This is a genomic window from Phycisphaeraceae bacterium (assembly GCA_019636735.1).
In the GTDB taxonomy this organism is placed as follows: domain Bacteria; phylum Planctomycetota; class Phycisphaerae; order Phycisphaerales; family SM1A02; genus VGXK01.
The window spans coordinates 81,095-105,930 of record JAHBWY010000003.1 but is presented as its reverse complement, the minus strand read 5'-3'; the positions used below and the strand labels follow the sequence as shown (position 1 = coordinate 105,930).

Below are 24,836 nucleotides of genomic sequence, written 5' to 3'. Positions count from 1 at the left end.
CATGCGCCGCTCCTCGAAGGGCGTCATGTATCCTCCGACCCCTTGCGGCTTGCCCGCCCATGGAGGACTCATGAGCTTCACCATCGTCGACATTCACGCTCGCCAGGTGCTCGATTCTCGAGGCAACCCCACGCTCGAGTGCGAGGTGGTCCTTGAGGGTGACGCAAGTGGTCATGCGATCGTTCCCTCCGGCGCCAGCACGGGTGAACACGAGGCGGTCGAACTGCGCGACGGCGATCGTCGCAAGTGGCTCGGCAAGGGTGTGTCGAAGGCGGTTCGCCATGTGAACGAGCGGATCTCCCCCGCCCTCTGCGGACTTGATGCGCGCGATCAGCCGCTCATTGACCAGGGACTTCTCGCCCTCGATGGCACTCCCACCAAGAGCCGTCTCGGTGCGAACGCGCTCCTGGGAGTCTCTCTCGCCGTCGCCCACGCCGCAGCCGCTGCGTGCCGACTGCCGCTCTATCGCTATCTCGGCGGTGCGTCGGCGCGGACGCTCCCCGCGCCGATGCTCAACATCCTGAATGGCGGCAAGCACGCGTCGAACACCGTTGACTTCCAGGAGTTCATGATCCAGCCGGTCGGGTTCGACGACTTCGGCGAGGCGCTCCGCGCCGGCGTGGAGGTCTACCACGCGCTCGCCTCGGTGCTGCACGAACGGCACCTCGATACGACCGTCGGCGACGAGGGCGGCTTTGCACCGAACCTCAAGGCCAATGAAGAGGCGTGCGAGCTGATTGCGCTCGCGGTCAAGCGTGCCGGCTATGACCTCGGCCGCCAGGTGGTCATCTGCCTCGACCCCGCGACGAGCGAACTCGCCAACGCCGCGAAGAAGGTGAAGAAGCGCGGCTACTGCTTCTTCAAGAGCGACCCGAAGAAGATCCTCTCGAGCGAGGAGATGGTCGACCTCTGGGAGAAGTGGGCGCGCCGCTGGCCCATCGCGAGCATCGAGGATGGTCTCGCGGAGGATGACTGGAAGGGCTGGCGCCTGCTCACGGAGCGACTCGGCGCGCGAGTGCAGCTCGTCGGTGACGACCTCTTCGTGACCAATCCGAAGTTCATCGAGCGCGGTGTGCGCGATCGGTGCGCCAATGCGCTGCTGGTCAAGGTGAACCAGATCGGCACGCTGACCGAGACTTTCGAGGCGATGGAGATCGCCCACCGCGCCGGCTGGCGCTGTGTCATGAGTCATCGCAGCGGGGAGAGCGAGGACACGACCATCGCCGATCTCGCCGTCGCCACCAATTGCGGACAGATCAAGACCGGCGCCCCATGCCGCAGTGATCGCAACGCGAAGTACAACCGCCTGCTCCGGATCGCCGAGGACCTCGGTCCCGCGGCCCGATATGGCGGAGGAAGTCAACGGCAACGATGAGCGAGGCGGCCGCATCCAATCACGGCGGCGCCGCGTCTCGCGTGCGTCTCCTCTGGGCGCGGCTCGGACCCGAGCGACGGCTCTACCTCCTGGGCGCCGCGTCGGCAGTCGTGGCCGGCATCGTCGCCTACGGCGTGCCGCTGGGAGTGCAATCGGCCATCGCCGGCGCGTTCGAGCGCCGCGGCACCGAGATGGGCGAGGGTACCGACGAAGCGCTCTCGACCAGTGCCCGCATGACCATGGCGCTTCTGGGAGGCCAGGAAGCGGTCGCGCGCGAGCCGTGGCGCGTCGGTCTCTTTGTCGCGCTCTCGGCGGCGCTGGCCGGAGGCCTTCTCTGGCTCAAGGGGTGGTGTGTCGCCCACGCGAGCCAGCGAGCGATCCGGCGTCTCAGGCAGGAGCTGCACGAACACCTTCATCGACTGCCGGCCGCCTTCTTCCGCAAGCACGAGAGCGGCGACCTGCTGCAACGCTGCACTTCCGATGTCGACACCGTCCTCTCCTTCATGGCGATGCAGGTGATTGAGATCGTCCGTTGCAGCAGCCTGCTGCTCGCTGCGATTCCGATCATGCTCTTCACCGATGCGTGGATGACCGTCGCGTCCCTGCTTCTGGTTCCGCCCATCACATGGTTCGGGCTCGTCTTCTTCCACCGTGTGCGCCATCGCTTTCTGGCGAAGGACGAGGCGGAGGGTGCGCTCACGGCGCGGGCCCAGGAGAATCTCAATGGCATCCGCGTCGTCCGCGCCTTCGATCGCGGCGACTTCGAACGAGCACGCTTCCGCAAGGCGAACGCCATCCATCGCGATCTCGATCGGGGGCTCTTCCGTCTCTTTGCGATCTTCTGGTCGGCCAGTGACCTCCTCTGCCTGCTCCAACTCGGCATCGTGATCGGGCTCGGCCTGTGGCGCGTGTCCGAGGGGACACTCTCGGTGCCCGACTACGCCTTCTTCCTGATCGCGGTCAACCTCTGGCTCTGGCCCTTCCGCATGATGGGACGAATCCTCGCGGACCTCGGCAAGGCGACGGTGTCGATCGATCGCCTCGACATGATCCTGCGCGAGCCCGAGGAGACTTCGCCCACGGCGCCTCTCGCGCCGCCTCCGGAGCCGCTGAAGGGCGCGTTGCGCTTCGACCGCGTGGGCTTCCGGCACGATGCGAAGTCGGCGCCGGCTCTTGATGATGTCACCTTCGAGATTGCGCCCGGAGAGACCGTCGCGCTCATGGGCCCTTCGGGATCCGGGAAGAGCACACTCATCGATCTCCTCCTGCGACTGGCCGATCCAGACCGCGGCACCATCTCGCTCGACGGCGTCGACATCGGGCGTCTGCCGAGAGCATGGGTCCGAAGCCGGATCTCCAGCGTGCTCCAGCAGCCGTTCCTCTTCTCCCGTTCGATCCGAGAGAACCTCGTCATCGCCGCGCCGCAGGCCGACGAACACTCGATCCACGCGGCGGCGGCCGATGCAGCGCTCCAGACCACCATCGAGCGTTTCGAACAGGGGTATGACACGATTGTCGGCGAGCGAGGCATCACGCTCTCCGGTGGGCAGCGCCAGCGTCTCGCGATCGCGCGGGCGCTCCTTCGTGATGCCCCGGTCCTGATTCTCGATGACGCCCTCTCCGCCGTCGACAACGAGACGGAGCGCGAGATCGTCGGCGCAATCCGTGCGCGCCATGGCCGTCGGACAACCATCGTGATTGCCCATCGCATCTCGACCCTCACCCTCGCCGATCGCGTCGTGGTGCTCGAGCGCGGACGCGTGGTCGACATCGGCCGCGCCGACGAGCTGCGCCAGCGCCCCGGCCTCTTCCGACGACTCTGGGAGGTGCACGCCGAGGTCGAGCGCGAAGCAGCCTCCGGTCTCGCAGGTGGTCCCGCCGCGCACGACCGAAAGGGAGCGAGACCATGAGCGGCGCCGATGACCTGGACATCACCGGCGACGATGTCGATCGCCTCGACTGGACGCTCTGGCGGCGTCTCGCGCGGCGCACGCTCAAGTACCGCGGCCCGCTCGCCGGATTGATCTCGGGCGGAATCGGCATCGCCATCATCGAAGGGCTCAGACCACTGGTCAATGCGGCGCTCCTCAACGAGGTGATGGAGCATGGCCTGACGGCCAAGGTCGCCTGGCTCGGCGCCCTCTGGCTCCTACTCGCGGCGATCTTCTGCGCGGGTGTCTTCTCCTTCATCGATGCCGCGGGACGACTCGCCTCGGGTCTCGCCTTCGATCTCCGTGAGGACGCCTTCGGTCGCCTCCAGCAGTTGCCCTTCGCCTACTTCGACCGGCGCCCCGTGGGATGGCTCCTCTCGCGCCTGACGAGCGACTGCACGCGGGTGAGTTCGATAGCGCCGTGGGTCATTCTCGACCTCTTCTGGGCGAGCGCGCTGATGTCGGCGGCGATCGTCGCGATGCTCTGGATGCGCCCGAGCCTCGCGCTCGTGGTCCTGATCACCGTGCCGGTGCTCATCGTCTCCAGCTTCATGTTCGCTCGGATCATGGTGCACAGCTCGCGGCGATCGCGTCGCCTGAACTCGATTCTCACCGCGAACTTCGCCGAGTCGATCGCGGGCATGCGCACCACGAAGGCGCTCGTCCGCGAGCGCCAGGCCTCGGAGGAGTTCGGTGCGAAGGCCGATGAGATGCAACTCTGGAGCACGCGTCATGCCCTTCAGGGAGCCATTTACACCCCTGTCGTCTCGACGATCACCGCGATCGGAGTGGCGCTCGCGGCGAGCGTCGGCGGAGGCTTGGTTGGTTCCGGCGAGCTCTCGACCGGCGCGCTCATCGCGTTCTGCCAGTACGCCCTGCTCTTCATGTACCCCGCGCAGGATCTCGCCCAGCGCTTCGCCGATCTGCTCTCAGCGCAGGCGGCGGCGGAGCGTGTCCAGTCCCTCATCGACACCGAGCCGGACATCTGCGACTCGCCCGAGGTGGTCGCACGCATCGATATGCAGCGCCGTTCGCCCGTGCCCGGAGCGGCCGACGACGGCGGGCCGCTCAACCCCGGGCGCATCGAGTTCGAAGGCGTCTCCTTCCACTATGTCGAGGGCCAGCCGATCATCGACGACCTCTCGCTCGTCATCGAGCCGGGACAGACCGTGGCTCTCGTCGGTCCTACCGGTGGCGGGAAGACGACCATCGCCAGTCTCCTCTGCCGCTTCTACGAACCGAACTCCGGACGCATCCTGCTCGGTGGCATTGACCAGCGCGACCGCTCACTCTCGTGGCTCCATCGGAGCCTCGGCGTCGTGCAGCAGACACCCTGGCTCTTCAACGACACCATCGCCGCCAACATCCGCTTTGGTCGCCTCGACGCATCGATGGAGGAGATCATTCGCGCTGCTTCGCGCGTCGGCGCCGATCGCTTCGTCGAGCGACTTCCCGGAGGATGGGAGTTCATGGTCGGTGAAGGCGGCGAGCGCCTCTCGCAGGGCCAGAGACAACTCGTCTCACTCGCGCGGACGGTGCTGCGCGACCCCTCCATCTTCATCATGGATGAGGCGACGAGCTCCGTCGATGCGGAGACCGAGCGCACCATCCAGGCGGCCATCGACGAGGTCCTGCGCGGTCGGATCAGCGTGGTCATCGCCCATCGACTCTCGACGGTGCGTCGGGCCGATCGGATTCTCTTCGTGGCCGGCGGTCGTGTGCTCGAGGATGGCCCGCACGACCTGCTCATGACGATCCCCGAGGGGCACTACCGGCGACTCTATCTCCAGCAGTTTGAGGAGGAGCGCGGAGCCTCAGTTCTGGCCGGTTGATCGCGTGACTCGGGCGTGGGTATGCAAGACTCTCGCGAGCGCCCGAGCGGAATCGCTGTCGGCACCGCTTGCCGCGGGGCGCGTTGTCGCGGAGAATCCCCCCTTCATGCCCCGGCCACGACAGGACACGACGGGACCGGATCTCTCCCGGCTCCCGGCCGAGACCGTTTCGAAGCTGCTGACGGTCTCCCGTCGGCTGGCCGAGAGCGGCGACCTCGAGAGTGTCCTTCAACTGGTCATCGACGCGCTGCGCGATCTGCTGCGGGCCGAGCGGGCGACGGTCTTTGAGTATGACGGAAACACCGATGAGCTCTTCACCGCCGTGGCCCATGGCATCGGCGACGGCACCAAGGCGTCGGTGCTCGACGGTGCACCCCCGCCGCCAACCGTCATTCGCATTCCCGCCCAGCGCGGCATCGCCGGGGCGGCTGCGACCTCGCTTCAGGTCGTCAACATTCCCGACGCCTACGCCGACGAGCGATTCAATCGTTCGGTCGATCTCGCGACCGGATTTCGAACGCGCACCATACTCGCCATTCCGCTGATTGATCATGAGCGCAACCTGGTCGGGGTGGCGCAGGTGCTGAACAAGGTGGATGGCGCCTTTGATCGGGCCGATGAAATCGTCGCCGAGGGCCTTGCGGCCAACGCGGCGGTGGCGATCAAGCGAGGGCGCCTCATGGAGGATCGCCTCGCCCGAGATCGCATGGAACGCGATCTGCTCGTGGCCCGCACCATTCAGCAGCAGACATTTCCGAGCGATCTTCCGACGATCTCCGGCTTCGACATTGCTGCGACGAGCGTGCCCGCGGACCAGTGCGGAGGCGATGCGTACGATGTGCTCGCACTGCGCAGCGGAGAGGTGGCGCGTCCCGATGAGGCGCCCGATGCGGTGCAGCTCCTTCTCGCCGATGCGACAGGTCACGGCATCGGTGCTGCGCTGTCGAGCATGCAGACGCGCGGCATGGTGCGACTCGGCGTGCGCCTCGGGCAGTCTCTCGCGCGGATCGCGGAAGAGACCAACGGCCAGCTCTGCGAGGATCTTCCCGGCGGGCGATTTGTGACCGCCTGGCTCGCGCGGATCGAGCCCGCCACGGGAGCCGTCGAGAGCTTTTCCGCAGGGCAGGGTCCGCTTCTCATCTATCGCCGCGCCGCCGACACCTTCGAGGTGCTGGCGACCGACGGTCCGCCCTTCGGCGTCTTCGAGTGGGACGATCCCGTCACGGTCACGAGCCTGACTCTCGATTCCGGTGACATGGTGCTCGCGCTGACCGACGGCTTCTATGAGGCCGAGTCACCCGAGGGACGCCAGTTCGGACAGGAGGGCGTCGAGGCGATCGTCCGGAGCATGGCGAACTCCAGCGCCGATGCGCTTCTCCGCGCGATCGGAGATGCCGTCCTCGAGCACACCCACCACGGTCCACCTGCGGATGATCGCACCGGCATCATCCTGATCCGCCAGCCGAGCTGACCAAGAGGGCTGATCGAGAGGCCGGCGCTCACTTCGCCCGCAGGCGCAGCACGCCGTCACAGGGCTCTTCTTCATCGGCGAGGGCGGCGAGAAAGGGCTTTGCCATCGAGGGCGCACCCGCTCGTTCGACCTCCTGCCATGCGGCGATCGCCTCGCGGCGCTCACCTCGCTCGAAGACTTCGACGGCAGCCGTCACGGCGCAACGCGCGGTTTCAGGGAAGTCGGGGTCCACCATGGTGAAGATCTCAACGGGCACACTCTGGCCCACCACGACCACGCGGCCGAGGCGCAGGAGACTCCCCTTCGCGCTCCCGCCGGCCGCCGACGCGGTTCGCCCGTCAATGAGCACACTTGTTCCGAACTGCTTGTTGGCACTCTCCAGGCGCGAGGCGAGATTCACCACATCGCCGATCGCCGTGTAGTCATTGAGGTCAGGCGGCGCCCCGCAGTCCCCAACGACGGCGCGGCCGGTCGCAATGCCGAGCCTGAGCCTGATGCGAGGACGCTCTCGGAACTCCGGGGATTCACCGAGTTGCGCCACCTCCTGCTGGCAGACGCCGGCGCTCTCGATCGCCAGCGAGCATTGATCGGGCTCCGCGCCGAAGGCGGACCAGAAGGCGAGCAGGCCATCACCGAGGAACTTGTTGACATAGGCGCGCCGCGCCGTGAGACCGCGCGTGAGGGCGCCCATGTAGCGATTAAGCGTCGAGACGACCTGCGGCCCGCCGAGTTGCTCCGAAAGCGTGGTGAATCCGGCGAGGTCGCCGAAGAGCACGGTGATCTCGCGCTCGGCACCCCTCACGCTCAGGGCATCGGGGTCGCCCGTCAGGCGCTCGACCAGCTCGGAGGAGACTCGGGCTCGGAACTGGCGAATGATCTTCGCTCGCTCGCGCTGACTGATGACCGCGACCAGCGCGACTCCCGCGACCCAGCTTGCAAAGCCACCGATGATCGGACCGGCCATCGGGATCACCAGTGAGGCGGGAGCGAAGAGGGTCCACGCCACCGCGGCATACACGACAAGGGCGCCGAGCGAGGCGAGCGCCCCGCGCCCCGCCGTCATCCGGGCCGCCGCGAGCGCACTCAGAATGCCGAGCAAAAGCGTGGCCAGCGGCTCCGACCACGCCGGAGCAAAGCGCAACCCACGGCCCTCAAGCGCCATGTTCGCGACCGCCGCATGGACATAGACACCGGGCGTTCGATAGCCGAAGGGAGAGTTGATCTGATCCGCCGCGATGGCCGTGGCCACGAAGCCGATGAACACGATGCGACCTTCGAGAAGCTGCCGCTGCACCGCCTCGGCCGCGGCGAGTTCTTCGCGCCGCGTCGGGATCAGGTCCATGAGTTCGCGTGCAGCCCGCAGCAGGCGGGCGATGTAGAGCCCGCGCGCTTCCTCGCTCTCTTCATCGCTCTTGCCCTTGGCTGGCACCTCGAGCGTGGGGTCAAGGCCGTCGGCCGTCGTCGCCGCCTCGTCATCACCGAGGAAGAAGTCGATCTCATCGAGAACCTTCGCACGCAACTCCGTGGAGAGCGGCAAGGTCCGTAGTGACTCTTCGGGCAATTGCACGAGCGGCGCGAGCTCCGGGACCAGGGCCTGCCACGCGGCCTCGTTGCGCTCCGCGGCGTCACGGATCTGTGCCACGCGCACGAGCGTGCCAAAGGGAATGGCGGGTCGTCGCTCACCGCCACCGCGAAGGGCCGATCGATCGGTGAACATCGCCGTCGGCCAGTCGACGACGATCATCCCGTCGAGCAGTGGGACTCCTCGATCACCCACCTGCACGCGCTCCGAGCTGACGCTGACCCGCTGCGGATCGACTTGCATGAAGCGCGCGGCGGCGGCAATGCCGAGTTGCAGGCAGTCGCCTCCTGGCGTGGTGATGAAGGGATGGACCCGCCGCATCTGGCCATCGGAGTCCGGTTCGCCGAAGACCATGCCGACGCCCCCTGCACGGCGCGCAATGGTGAGAATGGGCGGCGTCTCCTTCGGCGATGGAGGCCCGGAGGCAGGTGGCATCCATTTCGCAAGGGCTTGCCATGCGCGGTCCCTCTCCCAGATCCGCTGCGCCACGATCCGGGCCGCCGCGCCGCTGAAGTCATCGGGAATGCCGATGGCCCGGGTGAAATCCTCGAAGCTCCCCGGGAGAGTGCCCGCGGAGCGCAGGGCCCCGAGCCTGATCCACGCAGCCAGTTCACGGAAGCGAGTCGGAGTTTCCGTGAAGCGCCGCGACCACTTGTCGTCGAGGCTTGCTTGTCGAATGGCGGCCTCGGTCGGGAGCGCCGCTGACTCCCCAAGGAGCGCGAGCAATCGCCCCAGCGCCGTCGATTGATCCGCATTCACCCACGCGCCGTCGACAAAATCGATCGGATCGGAGTTGGCTCCGACCACCCCTTGGCAGCGCTCGATGGCGAGCGCCAACGCCTCGTCCTCATCCGGGGCGAAGCTCGGCGCGTCGTACAGGATATCGAAGGCCACCACGGCGGCTCCGGCGCGCCGGATCTCGTCGATGCCCTTCGCCTGAAGGGAACGAGGCCAGGGCCAGCGACCAACATCCTCGATGGAGCTGTCGTCGATGCCGACGAGCACGATCCGATCGGAGATCGGACGCGGCGCCGAGCGGCCATAGGTGAAGCGGGCATCGAGCAGCGCCCCTTCCAGCGATGCGAGGCTGCCAAGGCGCTCGAGGAGCAGCACCAGCGCCGTCACCGCAAGCGCTGCGATGAGCGCTGGCCGATTGAGTGTGGTGCCCTTCGCCACGACGAGCGAGCATAGAGGACGACGGGAGGCCGCGAGCCGCGGTGGCCGCGATCAGGGGCGCGTGGATTGTGGGTGCGCGGATTCGTGGCGCGGGGATCAATGGCGCACCCCGGCGCACTTCATGGTCGGCTGAATCGAGACTGCACGCGGGGAGAGAACGCAGCGGCCTCGTCGGATCACCAACAAAGACGGCGACGGATCTCTCCGTCGCCGCCTGAATCGTCCCCGGAACAAAGGCATCTCAGCGAGTCATCAATCGATCTCGCCGCTCCAATCTCACTGCGCCTTGCGGACGGCCGAGCCAGCGCTCGTTCCACCGACCGCGAGGTCATACGCCGACTGTGCGGCCGCAGCGCTGGACGCTGCGTTGAGTGCCGCCTGCTGCGCCAGGAGTGCTTCCTTGGACGCTGCGAGAGCGTTCGACGCGGCGAACTCCGCAAACTGCGCCGCGGCTCCGAAGAAGACCTTCTGGCCCATCGTGCCCGCCATCTCCGCAGCCTGGATCGCGGCGTCGCGGGCGATGAGCGCATCAGAGGCCGCGGTCGCTGCCGCCGCCGCCTTGAGCGTCGCCTGACCAGCAGCCAGAAGCGCGTCCTTGGTCCCGGCGGCATTTGCAAGAGCATTGCTTGCCGACGAGAGGTTCTGAGCCGCCTGCGACGCCGCCACCGCCGCAGCCGCAGCGTTCGCCGCGCTCTGGGCGTTGGTGTTCGACATGCCAAGCATGCTGAAGTACTGGCTGGCCGCCGTGTCCGCCGCGACGCTCGCATTCGCCGCGCCGCTGGCCGCCTTCGCGGCGTCAGAAGCAGCCATCGCAGCCTCGGCCGCTGAACCCTTACTCGCCTTGGCGGCTTCGTAGGTCAAACCGACCGACAGCAGCGCCTGCTGGAAGTTCTGCGCCTGGATGGCCGCGATGGTGTCTCCGTAGTATCGCTCCGCGGCAAAGGCGAAGGCTTCCGCCGAGATGCGAGCACCAATCGCTGCCTCGAGCGCCGCCAGCGATTGGCTGGCAAAGTCGCTCGCAAGGCCGACCTGGGCACCATGGTCATTGACGGCGGTGATCGCCTGAGCGGCGAACGCCTCAGCCTGAATGCGGAAGCCCTCCGCGAGCGACTTCTGGGCTGCGGCAAGTTCAGACTGCACGGTCGTTGCGAGCATGCGCTCGATCGCCGCCTCGGTCTGCTGGTTCGCCAGGAGCATCTTGGCTGAAGCCGCCGCTTCCGCCGCCATGATCGCATCTTCACGAGCCGCAAGCGCCGCAGCGACTGCCGACTCGAAGCTTGCGATCGCCTGCTGGGCGGCGATCGCCGCAGCGCCGAAGAGCACCTTCTCGCCGAGCGTTGCCGCCGCTTCCGCCGCGGCCAGCGCCTGGTTCCGCGCATCGATGGCCGCAACCGCGCTCGCCGCCGCGTTCTGGGCGCTCGCGACCGCGGCGGCCGCCGCCTGGAGTGCATCAGAGGTTCCCGCCTGACCCGCGAGCGAGAGCGCCAATTGCGCGTACGCCGCCGCCACCGCCGACGCGGTCGACGCGATCTGGCTCTTCGTGGTCGCGCCACTGGCCGCGGCCGCAGCCGCGTCCACTGAGGCGAGGAAGTTCATCGCAGCGACTTCAGCGCTCTCCGCCGCGCTCACGGCAGCCATCATTGACTCGCCCGCGGCGTCTCGGAACTGCTCCGCGCTGCTCGCGGCAACATCGGCGGCGATCGCCGAACCCTGCGCATTGCCGACTTCGATCGGCGCGCCGTTCAAGAGCGCCTCATCGGTGCCCTTCTGGCCGATCTCCGCAGCCAGCGCCGCATGGCTCTCGGCACTCTGGCGATGCGAAGCCGCCTCCGACGCCGACTGAAGGGCGCCGGCAAGGGCCACCTGCGCCGCGGATGCCGCGACCTGCGCCTGGCTTACCGCCACGGCATGAGCGTCGACGGCCACCTGCGCGGCCGCCTGCTTCGAGATCGCGAGGTCCCTGAGATTGATGGTGTCGGAGAGAGCCGCCGCCGCCTCGAACTCCCGGGCGAGGGCACGGGTCGCGCTCGTCACTGCGTACTCGGTACGAAGCGCCTGGGCCAGCTCCGCCTCGGCCTGCGCCACCTGGGCAGCGGCCGATGCCGCGTTCGCGCGGTCGAGCGCCTGCTGCGCCGCCTGCGCTGCCGCGGTGAAGAGGATGAGCTGTCCGAGCGTGGTCGCCTGCGACGCCGCCGCCAACGCGCTGTCGCGCGCCTCGAGCGCCGCCACCGCGGCCGCTGCGGCGTTGGTTGCGAGCGCTGCGGCATTCGCCGCCGCCTCGAGCGCCGGTGCCCGTGTCGACAAGGTTGCCCACTCCGAGGAGAGACTCGCCAACTGGGCACAGAGCTCCGCAGCCTGCGAGGTGATGGCTGAAGCGTCGGTCGAATTCGCCGCCGCGACCAGCGTTCCGATGAGCGCCTGGCCGTAGGCCTTGATCGCGGCCGTGCTCTGCGCACTCGCCAGCGCTGCGGCATTCGCCTGGATGTGCGCCGCCGCAGCAGCGGCCGATGCCGACGCGGCGTTCACCGCAGCGCTGTCGATCTTCGCATGCACCGTGAGCGTGTCGCTCTCAGCGCCGGTGAAGTCGAAGCTGTCGATCTTGACGAGAATTCCCTCGAGGAGCGAGTGAGCCTGAGCCCGGTCGCTGGCGGCGCCATCCCGATGGGACACCGCGAGGCCGAGTTGATTGAGTGCCTGAGCCGCCGCGCTCTGAGCGGCCGCCACCGCCGCCTGATGCGCGGTGATCGCCTGCTGCGCCTGGGACGCCCTGAGCGACGCCAAGTCCCGCGCCTCGCCGGCCACCTGTCGGCCCGTCACCCAGACATCGCGGAGCGACGCCGCGCCGGCCGCGGCAAAGAGGGCCCGCGAGGCATAGCTGTCGAGCTGGGCGTCGGAAAGCGTGATGCTGGTCACGCCACGCGTCGTGGTCTCCGACTCGCGGAGCTGCTGCTGCTCCTGCGTTGTCTTGGTGGTGCCGTCAGTCTTGGTGAAGCCCTGGCTCGCGCGCTGCTCCGCCTCGGCAAGAGTCGAGAGCAGACCAGCGATCGCGGGCGGACCAACCGTGTTCATCCACGCATTGCCGGCGGGATCGGGCCGCTCGTTCGAGCTGCGTGCTCCACCGGAGAGGAAGAACCGAAGGTTCTGGAGCGCGTAGCGCAACTCAATCGAGTCGATGGCATTGGTCCGCGCGCCGGCGATTTCGAAGCCACCGAGGCTGCCGGTCATCACCGCGAGTGATGTGCCGCGCACCGCCAGCGTGGTGCTGGAGGTCGCGATCTGATAGTCGTTGGCGCGATCGAGGCGATCGACCTTCAGGTCGACACGGCCGCGAGGCACTTCAACCAGCGTCCGATGCGCCTCTTCGTCGCTGCTCAGGTGAGCAAGGTTGACCACCGAGCCCGAGTCGATCAGCACGGTCGAATTCCAGCCGACGCGCAGCGTCGCTCGAGCGCCACCGCTTGCCGCCGTTCGAATCGAGGTGCCCTCGGAGACGACATCGTTCACCTTCGCGTCCTGCCACTCAGGACGCGTGCCATCCTCGCGAGCGGGCCCCTGCCACTGCACGCGGCCGCGAACATCGATGAAAATCGCCTGAGGCTTTGCGGATGCGGCTTCTGAGGAGCTGACCGCCGCGGTTCCATTCCCGGAGCTTCCAGCCGGTGCGTCCTGCGGCGCGGCGGAGGCCACTCCTGCAAGCGCCCACATGGCCGCCAACGGCGCCATCGCCTGCACGATTGAGATTCGACTCTTCCTGATCTTCATGGTTCCTACCTTATCTATGCGTTCGACCGAAGCCGTCCAGCCTCGGCACCTCCGAATGTCGAATACCAGGCCACCCAAGACAACTGACCGGAAGGGGATCGTCCCAAAAACATCTCCCGGAGTGCCTTCCGCAGGCGGGACGGAGAAGGATGCTTCCCGGCAGCATAGGGCATTCTGTGCCGCGATCTTTCGGAAGCGCAGGGTCCGAGAGCCACATCCCTGCCTTCTGGTTGAGTCCAGCGCTGATTTGAGTCCCGGGCGGCCGAATGGCTCGATCTGGGCCGGCCGGACCTCTTACTTGCCCTTGTCGCCGACCAGCGACTTGGCGAGTTCGGCCGCGCCTTCGGCTTTCAATGCATCGAGGGCCGCCTGATTCGCCGCCGCTGCGGCCGAGGCCGCGTCGGTCGCAGCCTGAGCGGCAAAGACCGCCGCATGATTGAAGAGCATCTTCTCGCCCATAGTGCGCGCGCCCTGGGCCGCCTGAAGCGCCTGGTCGCGCGCCACGGCCGCGATGGATGAGGCGTTGATCGCGTTCTGCGTGTTCGAGTTGATCTGGGCGAGCAGTGAAGCGGCGCTGGCCGACCCGATGGCGCTCCCGAGTTGTGAGGCGAGCTGATTGAGCGCCTGCGCCGTGGCGGCTGCATTGCTCGCAATCTGCGCCTGCACCGCCGCGCCAGCGGCGTTCTGATCGGCACCAGCGACCTTCACGAAGAACTGGTCGATGGCGCTCTGTGCCGCGGAGGCGGCCTTCGCTGCATCATGGGCCGCTGCAAACGAGGCCTGCGAGAACACCGAAGCGTTCGCTGCAAACTGCGCTGACATCGCGGCGCTCGCCGACGCGAGATTGGCATAAAACATGGCCGCCTTGAAATCCTTGTCGAGCCAGAAGATGGTGTTCGCCAGCGCGTCGACGGTTTCCTCCTTCTTGGCCGCGGCCGACAACGCTTCGGAGATGGTCAGGCCCTTCAACGCCGACGCAGATGCGGCAGCGCTCTCGGCAATCTTTGTCTGGAACTCGATCTCCTTTTGAATGTCCGGGATCAATGCGATTGCGGCATTGGCGTACTGGCTCGCCTGCGCGGCGAAGGCCTGTGCCAGCACGGCGGCATCACCCGCGCGCTGCGCTTCAACGCCACTCTGGTCACGAATGCGCTCCAGCGCGTCCAGCCCCAGGCCCGCGCTCTCCGCGAAGAACTCCGCCGCGAGGATCCCGGCGCTGCTGTCCGCATTCAGGATGCGCTGGATGCCATCGAGGTTGAAGATCTCCGGCGACATCGATGCGGCATTGCGAAGCTGCGCGAGCCATCGCTCCAACTCCTCGGGATCGGGCGGGTCATCACCGAGCAGCATGGTGGCGAGCTTCTCGAAGAGCGCGAGGAGTGCCGGATCGGCGAGGAGCGATGAACTGGTTCCATCTCCGAATGCGAAGACCTGGCCCGACAGCCAGCGGACTTCGATTGCGCGGAGCAGGTTCAGACGAGCACCGGTGACCGACGAACCGGTCAGACCCCCCACTTCCACGCCGAGCGAGGTCCCGGAAACCGCAAGTGTGACCGACGGCGTGATCACCTGAAAGTCGTTGGCGAGTCCCGTCGAGTCGACTCGGAGGTCGAGCCGACCACGGCGCACACCAAGTCGCGTGACAAGCGCGGCTGCGTCCTCTTCAAGTTGGGGAATCACAAGCGTTGTGCCGGGATCCATGAGCACTGTCGCATTGACTCCGAGCCGCAGGGCCGCCGTCGATCGCAAGCCCGTCTGGACCTCTGCGCCGGGACGGAGTTGGTCGTTCACCTTGAGCGGCTTCCACTCGCCACTCTCACTCGATCGGGCACGGACGCGTCCCTCGATCTCCATGACCACGGCCACCAGTGGACGACCACTCGACGCCGGTGCCACGGCTGCCGAGTCGACCTGGGCCAGCGCCGCGTGCGTCGCCAGGAGGAGCGCGCCGACAACGACGACGCTGAGCGCCCGCAGCGAGCGCTCGGGCCATGAACATCGAGAACCCCATGAAGTCCATGAACTCAATGAACTCAATGAACTCCATGAAGGCTTGGAGGCCCGAGACGCCCATGACCAAGGTGACCGCGATGAACTCGAACGACTCGTCGGCCGACATGACACGCGAATCGTGCGGTCCGCGAGCGGCGCGAGAGTGAAGCGAGTCACCCCAGTCGCCATCGGCCAGCACGATGTCCGCGTCCCGGCCAATCTCCGAAGAGTCGTTGACAACGCGATCCGCATGGCGCTAGGGGGCCCCGGGCACCGGGCTTGGTGATGCACTCGACGGCTCTCGAAGAACACTCGTGCCCCCGCCATCAGGTGACGGCAATCCTTCCATCACATCCGCCTCGTCCATCGGCGTGGCGGACTGCTCTCCCGACGGTCCCAGCGATTGCGGAGTGGGGGGCCCAGGCTCACGCCGGCCGGCTCGGAGGCGCTGAAGTCGATTGAGATAGTCGGTGAACTCAGGTCCGGTCAGACTCTGGTTCTCTGTTCGCAGCGGCAGCACCCGCAGGTAGACGAGCTCTCGCGTGCAATAGCGCGGCGTCGGGCCAATGACATGCATCGTCAGACCGCCCTTCACGCCGCAGATCTCACAGCCAGCCATGGCCATCCAACCGATCTGGGCGCTCTCATTGGCGGGCCGATCGAAGCCCGATGGCATCCACTTCCGCGCCTTCGCAGCGGCCACTCTCGCCTCGTAATCGGGGTGAGGATCATCACCATCAGCGAGCAGGAAGAGACCGTGCAGCGCATCGTCATTGGTCACCGCCGTCATGCGATAGACGGCATCGAGGAAGTCGAGTTCATCATCGGCCGAGGGGAACTCGTTCACGGCACTCGACGGCAGCACCTGGCGCTGACATCCGCCCGCCACGACGAGGGCGAGTACCGCGATGAGAAGCGAGGCAAGGCGGGGATCAGAACGCATAGGTCATCCCCACATAGAAGAACTGACGGATCTTGCCTTCGTTGGGGAAGAAGGCGTCCTTGTGGGGAATGAAGATTCCGTAACGGATGTTGAGATTCAGGTCGCTGGAAATGCGCCAGTCGAGGTTCTGGTCGATCTCTCCACCGATGAAGGGAACGCCCGGACGAGTCAGGACTGAGATCGGCGCATCGCTCACCGTCTTGTTGAAGATGTAGCCGGTGATGCCGTAGCGAAGGTCCTTGAAGAGCGGAATGGTCGGCAGAGGATTCAGGCTCACGCCAAGCGATGGAATGACCATGTTGGTCGGCGCCGGCGCGAGGGCAAGGCCGGTGTTGATGTAGCCGTTCGAGTTGAAGGCGTTGTCGACATTGCGAGGCGCGATGCCACCGAAGGTCGTACCGGAATCGAGCCGATTCTTGTCGCCGGAACCGACCACGACCTGGAGATCGATTCGGAAGTCGCTCTCATCACGCGCGAGCCAGGTGAGCCCGACGAGCCCTGCCTGTGCGTTGATGCTGGTCGGCTGCTGCGGCACGGCCAACGGCTGCCCCGCGAGCGTCTCCGGAGTGAAGATCGGATTCCGGTTGAGAGGGTCACTCAGGGTCGTGCCCCACTGCTGCACGAACTCCGCCCGATAGATGATGCTCGGCCCGATCGACCCCGAACTTCCGAAGCCGAGGTAGTTCGAGTTGTAACGGAAGGTGGTCGGGACGCCCCCGAGGATGTTCGGCTGAATGACAGTCTGCTGTCCGGCATTCCCATCGACTTGCGTCATGTAGAAGGCGTAGGGGCGATGGCCCGAGATGCCGCGGTACTCGAGCTTGCCTCCGGCATACTTGCGTGCGGTGTCATTGTCGAAGCCCGGGCGCGAGGTGTCGAAATCGACGGTGTCGCTGCCGGCGGTCTGGCCGTACATGCCGGTGGCGACGAAGTCGCCGAGCGTGATGTCCAGTTGCGCCCCGTAGATGTAGTTCGAAAGCACCAAGCCCGTCGTCCAGATGTAGTACTGGCGCCCGCCGCGGACCTGCACATTGAAGTCGCGGATGCTCTCCCCCTGGCTCGCCAGCAGGCCCGCGAGATCGAACTGGTACCAGTAGATCTCACCAATGGGGTTCTGCCACCCCTCCTCTCCCGCCTCCGTACCAGTCGGACGAGTCCCGCGGAAGTCCCACTCGTTGTACTCGAAGCGGAGGCGGCCGAAGAAACGATGCGCGCCATCGAGCTCGGCCAGAAGAAAGAGACGAAGGTCGGGCTGCTGGAGATACTGCTTCTGACTTCGCGGGGTGTCCAGCATGTAGAAGCCGTACCTGAAGCTGCCGCCCGCATCGAGCAGCAGACGATCGGCAATCGGCGTGTCGCGGAAGTAGGCCGCACGCGCCATCGCGTCTTCGACATTGAGCTGGCGCTGGAGGTTCTCTGCGAGCGAGGCCGTGCCCTGGCCCTGCGCCACGGCGGCCAGCAGGAGGCTCGACATGAACGCGAGGAGCGAGCTCCGTGCACTCGCGAGAGTCAGCATCGGCGGGAGTATGCCGCTGCGCCCCTCGCTTGGCAACTTGCTACCCTTCTGCGATTCCATGCGCGTCCTCATCATCGGCATTGGCGACGCGTTCAGCGTGAGACATTTCGGCACCTCCTGTGTGGTGGAGGGGCCCGAAGGCCTCATCTTGGTCGATTGTCCGGACAGCATCTTCCGCGCCCTTTCTGAGGCGTCCGCAGCATCCGGCTGGGAGTTCGATCCGCTGTCGATTCAGGACATCGTGGTCACTCATCTGCATGGCGACCACTGCAACGGACTCGAGGCGCTCGGCTTCAAGCAGTGGCTGGCGCGGCGACAGCGACCCGCCCCGCCGCCCCGCCTGCACATGGGCCCGGGTGCGGCGGCACGCATCTGGGAGCGACTCGCCCCAGCCATGGACCAAGGCGGGCGAGCGTCACTCGCCGACTACTTCACGCTCCATGTGGTCGAGCCGGGCCGACCGGTGCGCGTCGCAGGCCTCGAGCTGGAGACGCACCCCACGCGGCACCCCGTCCCGACGACGGCGCTTCGATTCTCCAATGGCCTTCGCTCCTTCGGATGGAGCGCTGACACCCCGTGGGACCCTGACTTGGTCAAGTGGCTCTCCGAGAGTGATCTCTTCGTGCACGAGACGAGCTCGCCTCCGGCTCACACCGAACTTGAGAAGCTCGAAGCATTGCCCGACGCCGTGCGCTCCCGGATGCGCCTCTCCCACATCGCCGATGACTTCGATCAGAGGAAGGCCTCGATTCAGGCGCTTCGTCAGGGCGAAGTGCTGACGCCGTGAGCGCTCGATCAGCGCGGTGACGCGAGCTGAGGCGCACCTCGGGTCTTGAACCCATGCGATGAACCCGGCGTCGTGGCGACACGGCGGAGTTCAGCGCTCCGAGATCGGCCGATACTTCAGGTCGTGAGGTCCGGTGTACTCCGCCATCGGCCGGATGAGCTTGTTGCCGTCGAGCTGCTCGATGCAGTGGCCCGCCCACCCCGAGATGCGGCTCATCGCGAACATGCAGGTGAAGAGATCGAGGTCGATGCCGATCGAGTGATAGGTCGTGGCTGAATAGAAGTCGACATTCGGATAGATGCCCTTCGCCGCCACCTCCGAGGCCATGATCGCCTCGATCTTCGTGCTCATCTCGTAGAGATGGAGATTTCCGGTGTCGCTCGCGACCTGCTTGGCAAAGGTCTTCAGGTAGCCGGCGCGAGGATCGAGCGCCTTGTAGACGCGATGGCCGAAGCCCATGATCCGATCCTTCTTCGCCAGCTTCTCGCGAATATAGGGCTCGACACGGTCCATCGACTCGATCTCGCGGAGCATCACCATGACCTCCTCATTCGCGCCGCCGTGGAGCGGACCCTTGAGGGTGCCGATGGCCGTGGTCATGGCCGAGTAGAGATCGCTCAGTGTGCTGATGGTGACCCGCGCCGCGAAGGTGCTGGCGTTCAAGCCATGGTCGGCGTGCAGGATCAGGCAGACATCGAGGGCTCGCTCCACCGCTTCTGTCGGCGGCGCGCCGTTGAGCATCGTCAGGAACGATCGCGCGATCGAGTGTGACGCATCGGGCTTGACGAGTGACTTGCCCTTGCGATGGCGATCGAAGTTGGCGATGAGCGCCGGGGTCTTTGCGAGAAGACGGACTGCCTTGCGGGCGTTCGCTGCGGGAGAGTTGTCATCGCGTTCCTCGTCGAAGAGGGCGAGCGCCGAGACGAGCGTCCGGAGCACATGCATCGGCGCCGCGTCGCGCGGCATCTGGACGAGCAGGTCCCACATGCCCTTCGGCAGGTCGTACTCGCGCCGCAGTTCCGCCGTGAACGCCTCCAGTTCCGCCTTGCGAGGAAGGCGACGATTCCACAGGAGAAAGACGACCTCCTCAAAGGTCGAGTTTCGCGCGAGCGAATCGATGTCGTAGCCGACATACTCGAGCACGCCCTTCGCTCCATCGATGAAGCTCATCTGCGTCTCGGAGGCGATGGTGTTGGCGAGTCCCTTGTCGAGAATGGGTCCTGAAGAGGTCACGGTTGACTGGCTCATGGTGTCGCTGAAGAAAGGGTGATGGTTCGAAAGATCCGTATCCTAGGGCAATCATGAGGGCTCGCACGCGAGTCAAGATCTGTGGTATCCGCGACGCCGTCATGGCGGCGTTCGCTGTCGAAGCCGGAGCCGATGCGATCGGGGTGGTTCTTGCGGAAGGAAGCCAGCGCCGGGTCTCGCTCACGCAGGCGCTCGAGATTCACGCCTCGGTGGGTGACCTTGTCCCGGTGATCGCCGTGGTCGCCGGTGGCAGTGACTGGCCCGCCATCGCCCCTCGGTGGCCGGGAACACTGCAGGTTCATGGGGAGGACGCCGCCGACCGCCTATGGGAGGCGGGGCGGCCGGTTATTCGCGGCGTGCGATGGTCTGTGGAGAAGGCGAAACACTGGGACAAGCATGCCTCCGTCTCCGCCCTGCTTCTCGATGGACCCGAGGGCGGCTCGGGGGTGCCCTTTGATCACGGCGAACTGGCGGCGCTGATGCCGATCCTCGAGAAGCCGGTGATTCTGGCGGGCGGACTGCGACCGGACACCGTGGCCGAGGCGATCCAGCAGGTCCGGCCCTACGCCGTCGATGTCAGCAGCGGCGTCGAGCGAAGTCCGGGCGAAAAGGATCCAGCCCTCATCCGGGCATTTTGCGACGCTGTCGCAGCGGCGTGAGGGGTGACCTGTCCCGGCGATATGCGGCGCCGCCACCATCACATTGATCGGCCACCGACCTCTGTGGCCAGACAGTGTGGCCATCGTGAGTTTTTCTGCGAAAGCTTGCACGACTCTTGACTAGGACTGCAACCCTTGGTACCCTGTGATCGTTCCAAGTTTTGCATACTTTGTGCAAACTTTCGCATAACAAGGGAGGGTTTCAGATGAGCAGAAGCGAAGTTGGGGCCAGGTCGGTCCAAGTGGTTTCGACATGCAAGAGTCGCCGAGGGGCCATCGCCGCAACGATTGCTTCCATCGCGGCATGCACGGGGCTCGCCGGTGCCCAGGCCGACGGCGTGGACTTCTGGGAGGGGCCGACGCACTACCTCCATGTCCGCGCAAACATGCCGGATCTGGATCAGATGCGCGCGATCAATGCGAACTGCGCACTGCCGCCCTTCCCCGGCATCCCGACGCCAGGTGGAGCCTGCGCCATCCTTCACCCGGGCGGCATGCATTGCGGACCCACGGCGGGAACAAACCTCTACATCTACGCCGCGAACCATGGCTACCCGGGACTGCTTCCGGCCAATCAACTGGGCGACATCTGGCGACAGCCGGCGTTCTTCTGCGCGGCGACCGCGCACATCGGCAAGCTGGGGCAGTGGTCGGGCTGGTCGCTTCAGGGAACCTCGACCAAGGGCATGATGCAGGGCCTGAACACCGCCTTCCGTGTCAATCGCCAGCCTCTCGTGGCGAGCCACTACCTGGCGACGGGCGTCAAGGGTCTGAACCTGAATCAGCTTGCCGCCACCGGCATGTCCGGCGCGCTGGTGATGGTTGCCTACGGCCACTACCAGGTCGTCGGCTTCATGGGCACGGTGCCGGTGGTGCAGCGCAATGGCGGTCACTTCGTGGTCATGACCGGTGCCTACCGCAATGATCCGATCTGCAAGCTCCGAATTCGGGACCCTGCCGATGATGGCTGCAATCCAGTCCTGGGAACACAGGCGGAATACAAGCAGCATGTCTACAACGCGGGCGACATGTGGGTGCGCATCTTTGCGCCGGGCTTCCCCGCCCGCTGGATGACGCGCATCTTCCCGGAGAACCAGGCACCGAACTTCGTGGTGGGCTCCACTCTGAGCCTGCTTGATGGGATGACCATCGTCAGGCCGCGCACGGCTATCGGCAAGATCGCGCCAGCCGTTCCGGGGCAACCACCGCAGTTCGTCAAGATGAAGCCGCAGAATCCGTGGGCTCCCAATGGCGGTGGTGGCGGCAATGGTGGAATGGTCTGCGAGCCCATTGACTTTGGAGTCGAGCTGGTCGGCGCCGCCCGACACCCCGATGGCCGGGGGATCATCGGTCTCATCAAGGGCAATGGCGTGGCCGGCGCCGACTCGATGCGCTCGATCGTGATCATCGATCCCGTGACTGGCCAGAACGAGACCCTCGCCGACATCGACGGCGCCGAGCATATGGTCGTGGGTCGAAACCGAGCCATCTATGTCGTGGCGGGACAGGAACTCCATCGAGTGGAGCTGCCGCTTGAAGCGGAGATTCCGCTTCCCGATGGCGATGATGACTTCGGATCACCACCGACACCGCTCAAGCTCCCCTTCGAGGTGAGCGCGATCGAGTTCAACGACTTCACTGACGAGGTGATGCTCCTCTCGAGCGACGGTCTCCAGGTGGCCATTCTTGGAGCCGACGATGAGGAAGTCACGGTCTACGCAGTGCCGGAAGGCGCCAGCCCGGGAGAGGGCGGCGCGATGGCCGCGAACCCTCTCGACGGTGTCATCTGGTACGCCTCGGCCACTTCCACCTCGCTCTTCGGCCTTGCACCGCCGGATGAGAAGCGGGCGGGTGTCGGCCCGCTCGAACTCGCGATCGTTGATGAAATCGAGCTTCCGAAGAGCACCTCCGTGGTTGGCATCAACTTCCTCGGCGATGATGAGGTCATCATCTCCACGGCCGCATCGGAGGTCATTCACCTGGAGCGATCACCACCCGAGGCGGATGGCCCGACGGGCTGGAAGCCGGTGATCGAGGGTGCCTTCGAAGCGGCCTGCCAAGTGGCCGCTCTGGACCCCGAGCGACCGCGCGGAAACTTCGTGCCCGGCGAACACGATCAGCCCCCGTTCGACAACTTCGATCCCGGCGTGATCACTCCGGGCCGGCCGATTCCCGATCCACCCTGCATTGGCGATCTGAACATGGATGGCATTGTGGATGGACAGGACCTGGCCCTTCTTCTCTCCGTGTGGGGTCCGATTCCGCCGATGCACATCTTCGAGGAGCCGTTTGACATCGTCGTCGACCGCGTGGTCAACGGCGCGGACCTTGCGTACATCCTCGGCAACTGGGGCCCCTGTCCGACCAGCAACTGACCGCGCATCTGACCGTGAGGCCTTGGCGCGGGGCGCATCCGAAGGGGTGCGCCCCCGCCCGCCCGCCTTCCCTGCGAAGTCACGCTGCCGACCGCTCGACCTCGCGATCGAGATCCTTGGCCAGCCCGAGCTGCACGAGATGAGCGATGGGCCCGTGGGGCTTCGCTCGCTCTTCGGTCAGGCGCTCGGCGGCAGCGGGGTTCGCGTAGCGATTGAAGAGCATCGCCTTCACCGTGGCGAACATGCCCCCGAACGAGCTGAAGGTGTGATTGACGGCGCTCGCTTCATAGCCCGAGTGCACCATGCAGTTCTCGCACTTGGGATTGCCGCTCGCGCGACCGTAGTTGTCCCACTCCGTGCCGTCGATGAGTTCCTTGAACGAGTCGGCGTATCCCTCGTTCAGCAGATAGCAGGGCTTCTGCCAACCAAAGATGTTGTAGGTCGGCATCCCCCACGGCGTGCACTCGTAGTGACGCTGCCCCATCAGGAACTCGAGGAAGAGCGGGCTCTGGTTGAAGCGCCACTTCCGCTTTCCCGCGTCTCGATTGGCCAGGATCATCTCGAAAAGTTCATTCGTCTTCTGCCGCTTCAGGAAGCCGCTCTGATCCGGTGCCTTGTCGTAGGCATAGCCGGGGGAAAGCATCATGCCCTCGACGCCGATCTCCATCATCTCGTCGAAGAAGGCGCGCACCGAGTTGGGGTCGGCATTGTCGAAGAGCGTCGTGTTGGTCGTCACCCTGAAGCCTTGCTCCACGGCAAGACGGATGCCCGCGATCGCCTTCTCATAGGTGCCCTCGCGGCAGACGGCGAAGTCGTGATGCTCCGCCTGACCATCCATGTGCACCGAGAAGGTGAGGTACTTGCTGGGCGTGAAGAGGCCCTCTTCGAGCTTCTCCTTCAGGAGCAGCGCGTTGGTGCAGAGGTAGATGTACTTGCGCCGCGCCACCAGCGCCCGAACAATCTCACCGATCTCCGGATGCAGGAGCGGCTCGCCTCCGGGAATGCTCACCATGGGAGCGCCGCACTCCTCGACCGCGCGCACGCACTCATCGACCGTGAGCTGCCGCTTCAGGATGTGCGGCGGGTACTGGATCTTGCCGCACCCTGCGCAGGCGAGGTTGCAGCGGAAGAGCGGCTCGAGCATGAGCACCAGCGGATAGCGCTTCCTGCCCTGAAACTTCTGCTTCAGGACATAGGTCGCCACGGTCCACATCTGGCTGAGAGGTACGGGCATTGGGTCGTTGGGCGATTCGAGAGGCAGAGAGAGGCCGAGCACGGCAGCCTCGGCGGCGAACGCGGACGATGGGCTGAGGCCTGCCGCTCAGGGGGCAGGGTTCTCGGCCCCCTGTGGCGGGTGACTTCCCGCGATCCATCGCGAGGTTCGTCCGAACCCGGGGGCTGGCGAGCATCGTAGCAGCGTTCGATGACCATGTTCGGCGCCGCTCTTCCGGCGCAAGGCCTCATGCTCTCCTCTCTCTTCCCGGCCCACTGGCGCGGCCGCGGCCCTCGGGCTGCCGCCGCGCCGGCGGGCGAGGCCGTTAGGATCCCATCGGTGCAGCAGCACGATTCTCCCGACGCGCCGAGCGACGAGTCGCTGATGCTCGACTTCCTCGACGGCTCCCGGGAGGCCTTCGACGCGCTGATGGCCCGTCACATGAAGGAAGTCCACGCCTTCCTCTTCCGGTTTCTCGGGTCCACCGCCGCCACGGACGATGTCTTTCAGGAGACCTTCCTCCAGGTCTTCTCCTCCGGACGCACCTTCGATCCGGCGCGCCGATTCCGACCCTGGCTCTTCACGATCGCTGCGAACAAGGCGCGCGATTGGCTGCGACGCCAGCGCACGCGCGGTCACCGGAGCATCGATGCGCCAATGGGGAGCGACCCCGCCGGTCCGACGCTCGTTGATCTCCTCGCGACGCCCGCCGATCAGGCGGACTCCGAGAGCATCCGTCGTGATGATGCGGAACAGGTGAAGGCCGTCATGGATGAGCTGTCGCCTCCGCTCCGCGAGATTCTTCTTCTGAGCTACTTCCACCGGATGAGCTACGCCCAGATCGCCGAAGCGCTCGACATTCCGCTGGGCACCGTGAAAAGCCGGCTCCACTCCGCCGTGGCTTCGTTCGCCACGCTGTGGCGACGCCGGACCGAATCGAGTGATGAATCGACCTCGTGAGGGCGTGAGAGGGA

The 24,836-nt window shown here is 66.0% G+C and carries 15 protein-coding genes; 8 read left to right on the top strand and 7 right to left on the bottom strand.

The features are described from left to right. Positions 1 to 70: 70 nt before the first annotated feature. From eno to KF724_04500, 4 genes are all read left to right on the top strand, one after another. Positions 71 to 1,375: a phosphopyruvate hydratase gene (eno, locus tag KF724_04515; GenBank protein ID MBX3354943.1), complete on the top strand. Its 1,305-nt coding sequence runs from the start codon at positions 71 to 73 to the stop codon at positions 1,373 to 1,375. Continuing rightward, positions 1,372 to 3,285 (top strand): ABC transporter ATP-binding protein, encoded by a 1,914-nt coding sequence (locus KF724_04510; GenBank protein MBX3354942.1) that lies wholly within the window; start codon positions 1,372 to 1,374, stop codon positions 3,283 to 3,285. Before eno ends, KF724_04510 begins: the two co-directional genes overlap by 4 nt. Further along, on the top strand, positions 3,282 to 5,138 hold the full coding sequence (locus KF724_04505) for an ABC transporter ATP-binding protein (GenBank protein ID MBX3354941.1): 1,857 nt from the start codon (positions 3,282 to 3,284) through the stop codon (positions 5,136 to 5,138). Before KF724_04510 ends, KF724_04505 begins: the two co-directional genes overlap by 4 nt. 106 nt (positions 5,139 to 5,244) lie before the next feature. Beyond that, positions 5,245 to 6,609 (top strand): SpoIIE family protein phosphatase, encoded by a 1,365-nt coding sequence (locus KF724_04500; protein ID MBX3354940.1) that lies wholly within the window; start codon positions 5,245 to 5,247, stop codon positions 6,607 to 6,609. Between the two features lie 28 nt (positions 6,610 to 6,637). Here the strand turns inward: KF724_04500 and KF724_04495 are convergent, their stop codons facing one another. The 5 genes from KF724_04495 to KF724_04475 form a co-directional block, all read right to left on the bottom strand. After that, positions 6,638 to 9,367, bottom strand: coding sequence for an adenylate/guanylate cyclase domain-containing protein (locus tag KF724_04495; protein ID MBX3354939.1), 2,730 nt, complete (start codon positions 9,365 to 9,367; stop codon positions 6,638 to 6,640). A gap of 276 nt (positions 9,368 to 9,643) precedes the next feature. Further along, entirely contained in the window at positions 9,644 to 13,129 is a 3,486-nt protein-coding gene (locus KF724_04490; GenBank protein MBX3354938.1) for a FecR domain-containing protein, read from the bottom strand. A 294-nt stretch (positions 13,130 to 13,423) separates the two neighbouring features. Continuing rightward, the gene (locus tag KF724_04485) at positions 13,424 to 15,157 is read right to left on the bottom strand and encodes a FecR domain-containing protein (GenBank protein MBX3354937.1); all 1,734 of its coding nucleotides are present in this window, start codon (positions 15,155 to 15,157) and stop codon (positions 13,424 to 13,426) included. Positions 15,158 to 15,377: 220 nt separating this feature from the next. Next, a complete protein-coding gene (locus KF724_04480; protein MBX3354936.1) occupies positions 15,378 to 16,064 on the bottom strand; it encodes a hypothetical protein in 687 nt (228 codons plus the stop codon). Continuing rightward, a complete protein-coding gene (locus KF724_04475; protein ID MBX3354935.1) occupies positions 16,054 to 17,580 on the bottom strand; it encodes an alginate export family protein in 1,527 nt (508 codons plus the stop codon). Before KF724_04475 ends, KF724_04480 begins: the two co-directional genes overlap by 11 nt. Before the next feature lie 58 nt (positions 17,581 to 17,638). On the opposite strand from KF724_04475, the gene KF724_04470 reads away from it, so the two are divergent. Then, positions 17,639 to 18,367: an MBL fold metallo-hydrolase gene (locus KF724_04470; protein MBX3354934.1), complete on the top strand. Its 729-nt coding sequence runs from the start codon at positions 17,639 to 17,641 to the stop codon at positions 18,365 to 18,367. A 90-nt stretch (positions 18,368 to 18,457) separates the two neighbouring features. On the opposite strand, the gene KF724_04465 is transcribed toward KF724_04470, so the two are convergent. Further along, on the bottom strand, positions 18,458 to 19,615 hold the full coding sequence (locus KF724_04465; protein MBX3354933.1) for a citrate synthase: 1,158 nt from the start codon (positions 19,613 to 19,615) through the stop codon (positions 18,458 to 18,460). Between the two features lie 101 nt (positions 19,616 to 19,716). Here KF724_04465 and KF724_04460 point away from each other — a divergent pair, with 101 nt between their 5' ends. Beyond that, positions 19,717 to 20,274: a phosphoribosylanthranilate isomerase gene (locus KF724_04460; protein ID MBX3354932.1), complete on the top strand. Its 558-nt coding sequence runs from the start codon at positions 19,717 to 19,719 to the stop codon at positions 20,272 to 20,274. Positions 20,275 to 20,480: 206 nt separating this feature from the next. Next, positions 20,481 to 22,649, top strand: coding sequence for a hypothetical protein (locus tag KF724_04455; protein MBX3354931.1), 2,169 nt, complete (start codon positions 20,481 to 20,483; stop codon positions 22,647 to 22,649). Positions 22,650 to 22,728: 79 nt separating this feature from the next. Here the strand turns inward: KF724_04455 and hpnH are convergent, their stop codons facing one another. Further along, positions 22,729 to 23,883, bottom strand: a complete 1,155-nt coding sequence (gene hpnH, locus KF724_04450) for an adenosyl-hopene transferase HpnH (GenBank protein MBX3354930.1) — start codon at positions 23,881 to 23,883, stop codon at positions 22,729 to 22,731. Positions 23,884 to 24,201: 318 nt separating this feature from the next. Between hpnH and KF724_04445 the strand changes: the two genes are divergently transcribed. Further along, entirely contained in the window at positions 24,202 to 24,822 is a 621-nt protein-coding gene (locus KF724_04445) for an RNA polymerase sigma factor (protein MBX3354929.1), read from the top strand. Positions 24,823 to 24,836 lie beyond the last annotated feature (14 nt).